The organism is Dokdonia sp., assembly GCF_039945015.1.
Taxonomy (GTDB): domain Bacteria; phylum Bacteroidota; class Bacteroidia; order Flavobacteriales; family Flavobacteriaceae; genus Dokdonia.
Window position 1 is genome coordinate 1 of the sequence record NZ_JBDUXP010000001.1, and the last position, 16,088, is coordinate 16,088.

The window sequence follows — 16,088 nt, forward strand, 5'->3', positions numbered from 1 at the left end:
AACTCGAATCCAAAATTCGTTGAACCGCTTGACCTTCCTCGATTACAAAAACAGTACGAAGACTCTGATGACGTGCAACCAAACTCTTGAAAACCATCGCTAACTGTGAAACATCTAAATCCCTACTAATCCTAAAGAAATCCGGCATGTTATAAGTCGTACTGGCTTTATCAAACTCATATAAAAAATACATACGACGTTGAGCCGATGATAATGGATAGTAAGATTCTTCTGATGCCCTAGGTATTGAAACAAACTCTTTTCCCTTCTTTACTAATCTAAAAAAATCAATAATTTCTTGCTTTTTATCTGTCAGTTCAGCTATTATTTCAGGAGTTATTACCTCATCTGATGCTTTAACAGAAATACGTTCTTCTTGAACAGAAATAATAATATTCTTACTTCTTAGACTGCTAATGTATTCCTCTATTTTCATGAGATTTTAATTATTTAAAGTCATTAATTTCTTAATTTTATTGCGCTATTTAAAACATACTAGGTCATAGCAATCCAAGTAACCGCAACCAAAACTTCCACAGGACTAAAGACCAATACCGAGATCGATCTCGAGTATATGTTGAACGGGAATCAAAGTATTTAAAAAAGAAATTGACAATGTAACTATCCATAGACATGGATTTCATATGGGAAATCAGAATTACACAATCAAACCAAATGGATAAGTTATTACTTAGCGTTAAATGAAGCCAACAATCTAAATGAGAGTTTTTCTAGCAAACTATACTATTTCAAAAAACTATGGGCATGGGCATAGCACTATATGAGTTTACAAATATTTTCTCAAATACTTCAATATCGCTCTATGTTAAGAATAATTTAAACCCGTATGATCAATAGGAATGATTCGTAATTTACATTCCCAAGTGTAACCTAATATCTTATTAATATTTATCGTACATAAATTTAAAATTAGAGAAAATTCTTTGATAACTAGATACCACATATCAGGTTTTGTAAACAGTCGAATAATTACGATGATATCTGCGAAAATAAATACTATAGTATTATTGAATAAATAATTTGCGACTGTGTACAATTGGGCAAATCAGGAGAATAACCTAGCTTTTAAAATAGGATTCTATCTTAAAATTCTTAATTATACATCATTGCGGGCAATTTTGAGATATTAATAGCCAATTGAGTAACAAGTAATTTTCATAAAGAGAAGGTATTATCGAGGATAAATAACGCTCTTAAAAGTTATGAAATACTCCTCAGAAGTTTCAAAAATTTAAAATTAAAGAAGTCGGTTACATTTTTCTTCAATTGACCTATTTATAATATTTTACCATTTTGGTTTTCATGTTGGCACAAAATCAATTGCACATTGACAAAAAGAAAAACAATTTTCAAGTTTATAATTACTATTAAAAGTAATATTGAATTCTCAACCTTTTTATATTATCAGTTTGCAATTATTTCAAAGGGTTGAAACATTTTGTCGTATTTATGAATCCCTTAAACCATCAACTGGATTTAATCTAGCCGCTCTAACCGCTAAAGAACCTACGGTCAGAATAGCAATCAATAAGGCAATAAATCCTGCACAAAAGAACCACCATAATTTTATGGGTGTTCTATAAGCAAATTCTGACAGCCAGTTGCTAGCCAAAAAATATGAAATCGGTAATGCAATGACTATTGAAATTAAAACCAGCTTAGCAAATTCTTTAGACAACATTATCGAAACTTGTGAAGTGGTTTGGCCTAAAACTTTACGTATACTGATTTCTTTTCTTCGACGCTCTGCCGTAAATGTCGCCAAACCAAAAAGACCTAAGCAAGAAATAAGCATGGCGAGAACTGCAAAATACTTAGACAATGACGCTACTCTATGTTCAGATTTATACTGAGCATCAATATCCTTATCAATAAATTTATAATCAAGATCATATTCTGGGTTAAGAGATTTATGTAACCTTTCTAAACCAGAAATTGCACTTTTTTCTTTACCTGCGGCTACTTTTACCATCATCAGCCATGCTCTTTCAGGTCTTAGCATAAAGAACAAAGGGTCTATACTCTCACGGAAAGACCGAAAGTGAAAATCTTCTGCAACACCAATGATTTCTTTTTCCTTTCCACCGATAAAAACACTTTTCCCGATGGGATCATCAATGCCCATAGCAGCAATTGCCGCTTGATTAAAAATTATTGTAGTATTATAATCATTATAGCTCTTTGAAAAACTCCTACCTTCTTCAATGTCTATTTCTAATAGTGCAAGCATGTCATAATCGACCATCACACTCTCCATTTCTATGTTCGTTTCCAAATCCCTACCTTTCCATTCTAATGCGTTGGTAGAACTAGAATATCCACCTTCTGCAAGGCCATGATTAATACTTGAAACACTTAAAATTCCTGGTACTTTAAGAGCTTCAGATTTAAAATATTCAGTATTGCTCTCAAGATTACCTAATTTTTCAAACTGAATTATATTGTCTTTTGTAAACCCTAAATTTTGATTTTGGATATATTGTATCTGTTGATAGACTACCCAAACAGAGACAATCAAGATTATAGAAATTGAAAATTGAAAGATAACCAATCCCTTACGTGTCAATACTTCGCCCAAAGATCCCTTAAGACGTCCTCTTAGAATTGTGATTGCCTTAAATTTGGAAAGATAAAAAGCAGGATAGAGCCCCGCGAGCAATCCAGTTACTAGGGTTATTAAAATAATTGTCCCGATTTGAACCAAATTGAAATTCAAAAAAAGTTGTTTACCGGTAATTTGATTAAAACTTGAAAGTAAAACTGCTACAAATACCAAAGAAACAATAAGCGAAAAAAAACATAGCATTAGAGACTCACCTAAATATTGTATTATAAGTGAACCGCGTTTTGAACCAAGTGCTTTTTTAATACCAATTTCGTCCATTCTTCTATTGGCATTTGCCGTTGAGAGATTAGTGAAATTTACACACGCAATTAAAAGGATGAAAGCAGCAATAATAGAAAATAACCAAACATATTCTATTCTGCCACCTATTTGTTTTCCATCTCTATAGTTTCCATAAAGGTATTTTTCTGAAAACTGTTTTGCAAATAAACTAGTGTACTCCTCTCCACCGTTATTCTTTATCATATCAACAATTTGACTATCAAAAGCATCCTTGCTGGCTCCATTTTTTAAGGTTGTGAATGTTTGAACTCCATTGTTTTTCCAGTTTAACACCCAAGGGTACCATTGTTGATACTTCTTAAAACTAAACACAAAATCAAACTGCAAAGAAGAATTATTAGGAACGTTTTCAAATACTCCTGTTACCAAAAATTGCTCTTTTTCATCTGATTGTATTTCCACACTTTTCCCAATACAATCCTTACTGTCACCAAATAACTTTATTGCTAATTCATTAGATATTACAACACTATTAGTTCCATCTAAGACTTGACTTTTACTCCCTTGTAAAAGAGGAAACGAAAACACATTGAAAAAATCTGATCCCGCAGCAATTCCTTCCTGTTTGAATTTATCATCCGATTGACCGATTCCATAGCTTGAAGGCGAGGTTGTTGTCACAGCAGCTTCTACTAATGGAACTTCCAAAGAAATAGATTCAGCAAGTGGACCTGGTGTTACATCTTGTACGGAAAGACCATTGGAAGTTTTTTGTACTTCCATAATCTGATAAACCTGTGCTCCATGAAATTTATCAAACTGTAATTCATCAATCACCCATAAGGCAATTAATAGCACACACGTCATACTAGCAGAGAGGCCAAATATATTAATTAGAAAAGTGCTTTTATACTTTTTAATATTTCTAAAAAAAAGACTTAGGTTGTGTTTCAACATTTTGTATGATTTAAAAACAATTAGATGCTTTGAATTTGTTTAATGTAATAAACTAATTCTATGCCACTATCATAACATTCTGTATATCAATCATTTAAAAATAAACATTAAAGTTTTGTGTAAAACAATTTTACATATGATGTCAAATTATTTTACAATTAAAAAGAATATACAATTTTTACTAAAACATTGATTAAAATATCATATTATTTAAATGACTCATTAAAAATCTGACCATCTTAGAGGGACCACAGCTAAATCATAAATCAATCCATATTCGCTATGATTTGGAAAATCAAATCCCCATTTATTCCAAGTATAATCATAATATAGAAAATTTAAATATGGTAAACATTCATCGAAGTTTTCTTTTAAAACTATTTTAATATGTATTTCCTAAGCTCATATGGTTTCCTTGACCGCGTATATTATTCGAATTTCTGGTTAGCTCGTTTCTAAAAAAATGTATGGAACATAAAATATATTAAATCATAAACTAGAGATATCATTATTCAACAATAAGTATTTATAGAAATTGATTTCTCTCAAAAAAGTGAGTCCAATTCACTTTGAGAAATATTTATTGAGTCAAAATCTGATGGCGTTAGTATTAATTCATTACTATTCTTAAGAGCATTCATTAACTGATTTAAATTTTCGGCAAATAATTCTTTAAGCTTAATAATTGTTTCTGTATTCAAGCTTTTTGAACTGTAATTGAAGCTAATCCTTAGGCTATCTAAATACACCAAAGCATTTATTTCCAATCGTGCTGAAAGGGAGTTAAGTTTATCAGACTCATTCCCAATATCCCTATCGCTTATTTTAAACAAATTATTGTGTAATTCTTTTCCAAATTGTCCTAAGTAATTAAACCTTACCTCGGCAAACGAACCTTGTTGTACATTCTTGGTTAGCTTTCCTTTATCTGTCATCATATAACCTATTCCATAGTTTGGAATCTTACCCATCTCTTCCTTCACTGATTTCAACTGATCTTTTATTTCTCCTTTTACGGAAAATACGATAGGATGAATAACGGTAAACCAACCGACGGTTCTGGAAACGTCTATATCTTCTAAATGTCTTCCATGGTTTTCGATATCCATTTTTATCCGATCTCCTCCACAAATCTGCCCCAGAGCTCTTGCTAATGCAGTCATCAATAGGATTTGTGGTTCTAGATTCCAAACTGCGCTTTCTGTCAATAACCATCTGGTCTCTTCCTTCCCTATCTCCAGCTTTTGTTCCATAAGATTTTCAACCTTGTCATATAAGGATTCTGAAATCAAGGGTAGCTCAAGATTTTGTTTAGATATATTGGACCAGTATTGTTCTTCTGAACTAATATTTATTTTCTTGACAAACTCTTTCAACGCATTAGCAAATTGCCCTACCGATGCTGTTTTTTTAGGTAACTCTAAGGGTTTATTTTTCTCAAAAGAATCATAGATTGTTTGAAGGTCTTCTAAAATAATTCTCCAAGAAATACCATCTACCACCAAATGGTGTGCTGTTATAAAAAGTAATATTTCATTACTACTTTTGATTTCAACTAATGCTGCCTTTATTAATAAGGTCTGATTCAGTTGAAACTCTTTTTTTAAATTCTCCATAACTCTAGTAAGTTCATGCTCAGAATTTATAATACAGTTTTTTATAGTAAATTTTTGATTTAGGTGTGTCTTGTTAAAGAATGACTTTTGTTTCTTTATATCAAAATTTAGTCGCAAACCGTCATGATGTGTTATAAGCTTTTCAAAGCATCTGTTCAAAATTGAAATTTTAACTTTTTTGTTCAGCTTTAACAAAACTGATTGGTTATAGTAATGTGGATTTTCAAACTTATTATTTAAAAACCATATATCTATAGGAAGCAAAGTCTTATCTCCATCTATAATGCCTTGATCAAAATGGATTCCTTCAATATTTTCTAAAGGCATATCATTAGATATATAAAAGACAAGTTGTTCTACCGTATTATATATCAAAACAGATTTTGGTTTAAGATTAATACCTAGCTGACGAAGTTTCGAAGCTATTTGAATCGCTTTAATAGAATCCCCTCCCTGTTGGTAAAAGTCTGATTGTATATTTATATTCGAATCTTGTAAAACATTTTTGTAGATATCAAGGACCATTTGATCTAAATCATTTGATCTAGGTAATATACTTTTACTCTTGTCAGGGATATAAGTCATTAATTTTCGTGTGTCCAATTTGCCATTTTTGGTCAGAGGCATTTTATCAATTTCGATAAAGCGTGAAGGAATCATATAACTAGGCAACTTTGAATGTAAATAGGCTTTCAGTTTGACTAACTCAATATGTTTAATAATTAAAGTATTTATACTATAAAATACACATAAGAAATCACTGTCATTTTCAGAAGATGTAGAAATTACTACAGCATCTGTAATCCCGATGTATGACAGCAATACATGTCTAATTTCATCAGTTTCTATGCGATGACCATTTATTTTAACTTGCTTGTCTAAACGACCTATATAGATAATTTCTCCAGTAGAAAGTCTTTTGGCCAAATCACCTGACCTGTACATTGTCTTGTCCTTTGCAAAGGGGTTTTGGATAAATTTTTCTTTAGTCAGTAACGAATTATTTATATAACCTTTGGCAAGACATTTTCCTGAGATATAAATTTCACCAACTATGTTTTCGGGTACAGGGTTTAGAAATTCATCTAAGATATAAATGATACTATTGTCAATAGGAATCCCGATGGGCACCGATAAATGCAACTCCTCAGAATCGTACTTATAAATCATACACCCAATTGTCGCTTCAGTGGGTCCATATTCATTGTACAAAGTTATTTCATGGTCATATAAGTTTGAAAGATCGTTGCATATTTCAAAAGTCAATTTTTCACCACCAACTATAATTTTTTTAATATTATCTGGGATATTAATTTTATTATTGATCAATATTTTAAGATGAGAGGGTGTTAATTTCACAATATTGACTTTTTGATCTCTAATAACGTTTTGGAGTGGTATTTGAGTCTCATCGTTATCGTGGATAACGATGCTATTGCCAGAAGCTAATGGTAGAAAAATAGATGTTAAGGTCAAATCAAAGTCTATGGAAGTAAATAATGGAAAACAAGATTTTTCACCTGCTATGTACTCCTTCATTGCCCATTTTACATAGTTTGAAATAGAAGCATGGGATATCATTACGCCTTTTGGGTTACCTGATGTTCCTGAAGTGTAAATTAAGTAAGCAGTATCGTTAGCCGTTGAGGTAGAATTCACAAATGTCTCTGAAGCATTCGTTATAGCAAAATCATTGTTTACTAAAATATATTCATAATCAAAAAGTTCTTCCTTAATATAAGAAGGATGGCTAACCAAGAATTTCCCTCCACTATTTTCCAATAAAAATTGTATTCTTTCATTTGGTGTTTCGGTGTCAATGGGAAGATAAACACCATTCATTTTAAGAATTCCTAGTAGAGCAATTATGAGTTCTGGACTTCTTTTGAGGCAAACTGCCACAACATCTTGATTGCTAACACCTCTATCTAATAATTTAGATTTGAAGTTCTCTGCCATTTTATCTAATTGCCCATAAGTAATCGAAATTTCATCAAACTCAATAGCGATATTATTGGGTTTGTTTCTAACCTGTTTTTCGAACAACGATATGATAGTCTCATCAGCAACAACTGATTTTTCAGTAGCATTAAAAACTTCTATTTGCTTTCTCAAATCTTCTTTTCGTAATAATGAGATTTCTGAAAAAACCACTTTTGGGTTTGCTACTATTTGCTCAATCAGAATCTCAAAATAGCTAGAAAACCCTAGAATTGTCGAACTGTCAAAGAGTGATATTGCATATTCTATAACATATTTAATTTCCTTGTCGTCATATACTTCCATCGACAAGTCAAACTTTGAATAACCTTGATTAAAAAAATGCCTTTCAATTTCAAACTCATTTGTCTCATTCTCAAAATCAATAGAAGGAAACATAAACATCGTATCAAACAACGGATTTCTACTGACATCTCTAACAGACACCAATTCATCGACCATATAAGAATAAGGAAACTCCTGATGCTCAAAACAGTTATAAAGCATTGCAAGGTTATCTTGTAAATTATCTACAAATGAACTTCTTTTTTGAACATTGACTTGAACAGGCAAGTTGTTCACAAACATTCCCAACATATTACTGAGATGACTATTATCTCTTCCTGATATTGGTATTCCTACAATAAGTTCACTTTGACCTGAAATCTTTGATAAAAACCACGTATAAATACTAAACATTACGGCATGTAATGAACAACTATTAGCAGCTGCAAGGCCTCGTAAAAGTTCGCTTGTTTTGCTATCTATAGTAAACTGCACTCTTTTTCCGGTTGTTTCAAAAATGGGTGGACGTTGATAAGTTGTCGGTAAATTTAGAACGGGAATTTCACCTTTATAAAGATCAATCCAAAACCTTCTATCCCTATCCAAATTATTAACACGAATCTTCTTTGTTTGCCACATTACATAGTCTTCATAATTTAGCCGTTTCTCTGATTCTTTAGTTCCCTTATATTTTTTGAACAATTCACCAATAAAATTGACCACAGACATTCCATCCATGATGATATGATGGAAATCTAAAAAGAGAAAAAATGAATCATCATCAACAGATACCAAAGAAATTCTGACTAGACTATCGGATGTTATATCAAAAGGTTTTACTAGTTTTTCTAACACTTGATCAACATTGTTTGATTTCGCAGAGATTTGAGTTATTGGAACATCAATTCTTTCTCTTATGAAAAATTGAGGATTGATCAATGTCATAAACGCCGCCCTTAAAATCGAATGTTCTTCGATGATTTGGCAAATTGCACTCTGAAGAATTTTAATATCTACTGTGCCATTAATTCGAAATACTTGAGGATTGTTATACGCTGTAGAAGTTTTGTCCAATTCCCACGCAAAAAATATTCGTTTTTGTACAGGTGAAATAGGGAAATATTCCCTTTTCTCCGACAATGGTATTATGCTTAATTTGTTACTCGAAAGATGTGTAAATTCTTGGGATAACTCTTTAATTGTATTAAACTTATTAAGCAACGAAACGGGTAGATCTAGACCAAACTCATTTTCTACTTTTATAGCAATTTGAGCTGCTTTGAGGGAATTACCGCCTAGAGCAAAAAAGTTATCCGTGACTCCTATTTTTTTAAGTTTCAAGACACTTTTCCAAATAAGAAGTAATTTTTCTTCAGTTTTATTATCAGGAGCAACTAGTATATGAGAAACCTCATCACTTTCTTTGATACATTCTTCTAAACTTGCTTGGACTACGTTATAATATCCGCTCTGATATTGTTCCAAAAGCTTAAATCGCTGTAGTTTACCACTAGTAGTTCTGGGTAAGCGCTTAACCGGAATTACAGAATCAAATTGGATTTCTATTTTGGCATTAATCGTAGATTGCAATTTTTGTAAAATTGGCAGAAACTTAGCCAGATCACCTCTGTGACTGACAAAAGCAATAACTTCTTCTTTTTGTCGGTTTTGGTTAAAAAAGCCAACTACGGCTATTTTGTTAAGATCAATGCCCTCAACTACGTGTGCCAATCCCTCAATATCATTTGGGTAATAATTTTGCCCATTTACAAATATGATATCCTTGGCTCGCCCAGTAACATAGAGACACTCATTCTTGATAAATCCAAGATCTCCCGTTTTAAGCCATTTATTCCTAAGTACTTTGTCTGTGCGACTCTTATCGTTATAGTACCCTTCGGTAACATTGTCTCCTTTAATTATGATATTGCCAACAACATCCTCTCCTATTTTTTTAAAATCTTCATTGGCAATTGCAACAGAACAATCTTTAATCACCTTCCCTACATTCACAAAAGAAGTCGAATCGTCATCTACATGCGATTCCACTATCCTGTTGCCAATATTCAACGAGTTTCTTTTGACTCTCATTGTACGAATTTCGTCTTTAAGTCCTGAAATAGTCACTGCCAAACTAGCTTCTGCCAAACCATATACCGGGCACATTGCTTTTTTATTAAGTTTATAGGGTCTTGCCCAATCTATAAATTCATAGCATAGCTTCTCAGAGATAGGTTCTGCACCATTGTACAAAAGTCTAACGCTTGATAAATCCCAACTACTCTTATCTTGATTCTTACTATTCTCCATAATATATTTGTACCCAAAATTAGGAGAACTGAGTATGCTTATTTTATGTTTTGAGGTCTTATCAAACCATAAAGTTGGCCTGCGAACAAAGAGATTTGTAGGAATTAAGAAATGGCTCATTCCGCGATACACTGGATTAAGATGAAAACCGATAAGACCCATATCGTGAGTCAAAGGCATCCAACTTAACATAGAATCACTTGAAGTGTAGTCTGCAGCACAGGAAATCGCATTAATATTGGTAATCAAATTTTTATGAGTTAAAATAACACCCTTAGGGTTTCCTGTAGAACCCGATGAAAATTGAATAAAAGCAATATCATTAGGCTTAGGTTTAAAAATATCTCCTTTTTTACTTAACTCAAATAAGTTGGAAATATAAAGTACCTTCCTCCCTATATTGGTATATTCATTAGAAAGATCATTTCCTTTCGCAAAAACCCCGCATTCTTCAAATAACGACTCAGTAGTTACTAAGTATGGTTTTTTAAGGACAGACCATACATTAAATAATTTCATTTTATGATCTTCCTTTATTCCTACGGTCAATGGTACAGGAATGATTCCTCCTAAAATGCAGGCCCAAAAAACAATAACAAATGTCTTATTATCCTCAATTTGAAAAACTAGTTCCGATTTTGGTTTAATACCTCTCTCTTGGAGAACAAACAGAACTTGGTGGGCTGTATCGTAAAGCTCAGTGTAAGACATATAATCCTCCTTAGAGACACTTTCAATAAAAGTTAATCCTTTTCCTTTCAAGGTCATACTGCTTTGCAGAACCTCAATTAGATTTTTGTGTTTTGAAATCATAGTTTTTTTATTAATCCATTCTGGGTAGGGTTCCTATCCATTTTTGACAGCCAAACAACCTTGTAAACTCTAATACTTTAAGCATAGATCTACAAAAGGTCCACTGGGCATTTATTATATAAAAATTGATTTGTAAATATCTAGTTGAATTGTTTTAAGACTATCAAACAGTCCTCGGGGCACTTGAAAACCCTTTTGCTTTGACTATTTTTCGAAGATGTAGTTATGAAGTAGTAACTTTACAAAGTTTCCAAAATACCTTAGTTCCTAATGTTAATTCTTTATATAGATGAATAAGGAACGAGAAAATAAAGCTATTATAAACACGTACTCTTTACAAATTGTGCATGTCTCGTCTTAGAGGATGTATAGAGCATCTAAGTAATCTGTTTGAATAAATTTAAAATACCTTTAGACCTTACATAATGCTTCATATTTGATATAAAGATGTTTTTTATAGTATACGCTTTCGCGAAAGCGTAAGACTCATGTCTTCAAATGCATAAGAAATACAGCATTGGTAAAATCATATTATGTCATATAAACGAATGTTATATGCTCTTTTGTTATCAAACTGAATTTGAGACACACGTAATATACTATTCAATCGATTCATTGTAATAACTACAACGCCTTTACTACCTCAATTCCATGATTAAAATCCATTTCAGTAAAGGCTAATTCAAAATCACTAAAGTCAGAAGCCAAACAAGCACTGTAACCTTCTGCAATACTAAACTCTTTAAGATGCCATTTTTTACCTTCATATTCAATCTCATTGTTATTTACATGGATTTCAATAAAGGGAATGGATAATCCTCTGCCATCTGCCTTTACCATACTCTCTTTGTACGTCCAATATTTAAAGAACATACGGATTGGTTTTTGAGAATTATTAATGTCACGCCATTGCTCGTTCGTCATTACACTATGGAAGTCTTTAAATTCAACATGTTTAATTTCTTCAACATCAACCCCTATTTGTTGATTTTTTCCAATAGCGCAAATCACCAGTTCCCCAGCATGGGATATGTTAAAGTTTATATCGTTATAAAGATAAGGTTTCTTATAAGTCCCATAATGAACATCTGTAATCGCACTTTTTTCAAATCCATACTTCGAGAGTCCTTCAATCAATAAAAGTTTACCAAATACACAGGCTTGACGATCTTGCCAACGAAAGTATTTTAAGCATTCGTTTATCATGTCCTTGGGTAGTAAACTAAGATAATAGCTCCAATATTTTGCGGATACCTGCTTATTTTGTCGTGTATAAAATATATCTATCATGCACATTTACAGTTTGGAGTCTGGTTCGAAATAAAATTGCTTTATAGCTGTAGAATTGATAATATCAACAATTTTTTCTATATGTTCATGTAGAAAAAAGTGTCCACCTTTAAAGTAATGAAAACTGCAATTCTTGTTGGAATGTAATGACCAACCTTCACATTGTTCTATTGTTAAATCATCATCATCTCCCAAAAAAACTGTAATATCAATATCTAAAGGGTTTAATTTAGATCCTGGTAAATTTGTTTCGGCAAGTCGAAAATCATTTTTTAACAGTGGCATAAATATTTCCACCAACTCAAGGTGGTCAAAAAATTCAGGTGGAGTACCTCCAAGATTAATAACTTCACGTTTGAATTCACTTTCCCCAAGTGTATGATATTTTTTATCCCTATCCTTTAAATGTGGGGCACTGGAACCTGAGAAAAAAACATGTAACGGGGTAGGGAGATCATGTTTTCTTATCTTTTGAACCAGTTCATACGTAATCAAGGCACCAAGACTGTGCCCCATAATGATATATGGATGTTCTGAAACATCGTCCTTTATCAAGTTAAACATATCATCTACGGCGTCAGACCTTTCTTCGTACATAGGATGTTGAATACGCTTTCCCCGCCCAGCCAGTTCTAATGGTCTAAGTTCTATTTTACTATCCAAGAATGGTTCCCACTTATGGTAAATTGTGGCAGATCCCCCCGCATAGGGCAAACAAAATAACAGTATCTTCATAAGCTGTTTTTTATATTAAATTCAAAAAGATTAGAGGTTATGACTTGTAATATGTACAGTAATCAAGATTTCAAGCTCTCCCACACATCCTTATTTGCATATGTTTCAAGTTTTCCTTGATTCATTTTAAGGACCACATCAGCTACATCAAAATAATGATCGTCATGTGTTATTGCAATTACTATCTTTCCCTTTTTCTTCATTTCAGGGAGTAGTGTCCTATAGAAAAAATTGCGATAGCCAGGATCTTGATCTGCTGCCCATTCATCAAAAAGATAGATTGGTGAATCTTCTAAATAACACTGAAATAAAGCCAATCTTTTTCTTTGTCCACCAGATAAACTAATAGTACTATAGTTTTTACCCTCCAAATAAACCTTATTCTCAAGCTTCAATAAGTTAAGATAATTGGCTATTTCTTCTTCTCTTTCGAAGGTATTGACGTTATATAGTTTTTCAAAAATATAAGGAGGGCTAAACACCGTCGAGAAGTATTCACCTAATTCAGATGGCTGTACGATACAATCGTTAATTTTCATGTCTCCCTCATCTGCCTCATAAAGGCCGGTCAACAGTTTAGCCAAAGTAGTTTTTCCACTTCCATTTCCGCCAACGATAAAAAGAATTTCTCCAGCGCATACTTTTAAGTTTATGGGTCCAATACCAAACACATTTTCCTTATCTGCTTTTTTATACTTAAACTTGACGCCTTCGGCAGAAATACTTTTAATTGGTATAATTGTCTTTGATGGAGTATTCTCAAGATAAAGATTTGACGGTATATCACGAATGAAGATATTGATCCTTTTCCAAGCTACTTTTAGTTGCATTAGTTCTGGTATAGCATTAAGAATTCCGTTGATGGGACCTATTAAATAAAGTAAGATTATCACAAAGCCCATTATTGCATAGAATTCAATATTTGGAAAAAACCTATTCATACCAAACGCAACAAACCCGAGAAGTACGACCAAAAGGGACTCTCCAACGAGAAATGCATTCGTAAAACGTATTTCCGCTACGGAAGTCTTATCTCTATATTCATTAGCACTGGTAGCCACTTCTGTCTTATATTCCAGTTTTTTATTTCCATGCAGGCTTAGTTCTTTAAAACCATCAATAAGGCCATTTAAAAGCCGCATAAAGACATCTCGAGAATCTCTAGCCTCTTCAAAATATCGGTTTGTACGAGCACTTATTAAATAGTACAAGGTAGTTATGGCCAGTATTATAAACACGGTCAATAGTGTTGCCCACATGGCGATGGAAGCTAAATAGATGAAAGCACCTATAGCTGTAATGCAACTGGTAATCAACGTAACAAGAGTACTAGAAGCTTGTCCTATTCTGTTGACATCATCATTTAAAGAAGTATAAACTCTTCCTCTATCTATTTTCTCAAATTTTTGATAAGAAGTAGATAAAATCTTTTCTACTATTCTTACTCTAAGATCATAAATCACTCCTTTCGTAAATTTAATTAAGTTAACCTGTACATACCTTCTTCCCAATATGTATATGCCCATAACGAGCAAGTAATAATACAGAATATAACCAAGCCCCTCCTTCGTATCCAAAGCAGATGTAACCATTATTATAATCACGATGTTTGCTATACCCGACAAGAAGCTAAAAAGTAGAATTTTTGGCGCTATCTTTTTATATGCTTTTGGTTCTGGAAACAACAGGCCAACAAAGTATGTTAGATAAGTAATACTTATAGTGATGAGAAGTGTAATAAGCAATATATAAAAACTTCCAGGGGTCCACACAATAATGGACTCCCAAGTGAAATCGGCCATTGCCTTAGGTAAAATATATAACCCAAAGAGAAATGGAGCAACAAGCAGAAGCGATTTTAAAAGGTTTCCAAATTTTGTTATCGTATAGCTTTCATATTTTCGTTTCTTTTTAAAAATATCTATAAATATTGAAATAAGAAACAAGGTTACAATCAACGAAAAAAGAAATAAGGCTATGGATACGATAGAAAAGGCTTTATCATTTTGGTCTCCTGGATCATAACCTTTTTCGATTTTTTCATCTGCCAAAAGTTTCATGATTTCATTTCCAATTTTTACCGTATAGTTGCTATTTGAATTTGCCAATACAGCAACCCCGAGCCCAGATTCTGGCCTAAAGGTTATATAGGAAGAAAAATTTGGATTCATACCACTATGATTGATCTCACCAGTACCATCTAGGGATACATCCCAACCTTTGGCATATGATGACATTCCATGCAACGCAACGGTATGATCTCTTTCATGTGTTTGCTTAATTAAATCAGAAATCTTCGAATTGGTCAATCCCAATTGTAATTTCAACCATGATTTAATATCTAAGGCATTGGAAATTACGTATCCAGCAGCATTATTCCCTTTGTACACTGGAGCCTCATAACGTCTAGGGCTAAAAAAGCCTATTTTATAACCGAGAGTCATTAGGCTAGCATCTACTGGCTCGCCAATTGTAGTATACTTAAGCCCTAATTCATCAAAAACATTTCGTTGAATATATGATTCAAATGATTGACCCATAATATTTTGAATTATCAATGCTAGAATGTCATAATTAATAGTGGCATACTCGTATTTTTGCCCAGGAAAGTGCTTAAGCTTCTGAGAATTCAATATTTTAATTGTGACTTCCAGTGCATCCGGCTCATTAGATTCCGGTATTTTAGAAATCGTTTGCCATGGAATACCACTAGTATGATGAAGCAATTGACGGATCGTTATCTTTACCTGTCTACCTTCATAACTCATCTTAAACCATGGAATATAGTCAGATACAAAATCATCATACTCAAGCTTTTTCTCATTTACCAGCCTTGTTATAGCTAGCGCTGTAAAAGCTTTGCTACAAGACCCAAGTTCAAATAAGGTATTAGGCTGTATAAGCTCCTTGTTATCTATATCTGCATAACCAAAAGTCTTTATTAATTCCCTTTCCCCATCTATAAGAACCACACTAAGACCAGGAATATCTCCTTCTCTCATGCTCGAACGCACTATTTCTTCAAAGCTTTGAAGGAATTCCTTGTTAGCTATTTTTTGTGCGTTGCCAACGAAACTTGACATTAACATCAAAACCGTTAATAAATTTATGTGAACCACCCTCATTCTTAAATTATTATTATTCATTATTCCCTATTCTACCTCCATTAATTCAGATGAAATTGCCTGTATCAAAATACAGGACGATAAGTTATTATTGCTAACAACTTTAAA

The 16,088-nt window shown here is 32.8% G+C and carries 6 protein-coding genes; all 6 read right to left on the bottom strand.

Annotation, left to right across the window (positions count from 1 at the left end; translation table 11 throughout):
• Positions 1–436, bottom strand: a 436-nt coding sequence (locus tag ABJD27_RS00005; RefSeq protein WP_348170227.1) for a condensation domain-containing protein, incomplete at its 3' end; no start/stop codon positions are given.
• Positions 437–1,468: 1,032 nt separating this feature from the next.
• Entirely contained in the window at positions 1,469–3,826 is a 2,358-nt protein-coding gene (locus tag ABJD27_RS00010; protein ID WP_348170230.1) for an ABC transporter permease, read from the bottom strand.
• Positions 3,827–4,371: 545 nt separating this feature from the next.
• Positions 4,372–10,830, bottom strand: a complete 6,459-nt coding sequence (locus tag ABJD27_RS00015; RefSeq protein ID WP_348170233.1) for an amino acid adenylation domain-containing protein — start codon at positions 10,828–10,830, stop codon at positions 4,372–4,374.
• A 624-nt stretch (positions 10,831–11,454) separates the two neighbouring features.
• Complete coding sequence (locus ABJD27_RS00020; RefSeq protein ID WP_348170236.1) at positions 11,455–12,120, bottom strand: 4'-phosphopantetheinyl transferase superfamily protein; 666 nt, start codon at positions 12,118–12,120, stop codon at positions 11,455–11,457.
• 6 nt (positions 12,121–12,126) lie between these two features.
• Positions 12,127–12,855 (bottom strand): thioesterase domain-containing protein, encoded by a 729-nt coding sequence (locus tag ABJD27_RS00025; protein WP_348170239.1) that lies wholly within the window; start codon positions 12,853–12,855, stop codon positions 12,127–12,129.
• Between the two features lie 62 nt (positions 12,856–12,917).
• The gene (locus ABJD27_RS00030) at positions 12,918–16,001 is read right to left on the bottom strand and encodes a cyclic peptide export ABC transporter (protein WP_348170242.1); all 3,084 of its coding nucleotides are present in this window, start codon (positions 15,999–16,001) and stop codon (positions 12,918–12,920) included.
• Positions 16,002–16,088 lie beyond the last annotated feature (87 nt).

Coding starts and splice junctions, on each gene's coding strand:
- ABJD27_RS00010 (WP_348170230.1), bottom strand. CDS start 3,826: ATGTTGAAACACAACCTAAGTCTTTTTTTTAGAAATATTAAAAAGTAT.
- ABJD27_RS00015 (WP_348170233.1), bottom strand. CDS start 10,830: ATGATTTCAAAACACAAAAATCTAATTGAGGTTCTGCAAAGCAGTATG.
- ABJD27_RS00020 (WP_348170236.1), bottom strand. CDS start 12,120: ATGATAGATATATTTTATACACGACAAAATAAGCAGGTATCCGCAAAA.
- ABJD27_RS00025 (WP_348170239.1), bottom strand. CDS start 12,855: ATGAAGATACTGTTATTTTGTTTGCCCTATGCGGGGGGATCTGCCACA.
- ABJD27_RS00030 (WP_348170242.1), bottom strand. CDS start 16,001: ATGAATAATAATAATTTAAGAATGAGGGTGGTTCACATAAATTTATTA.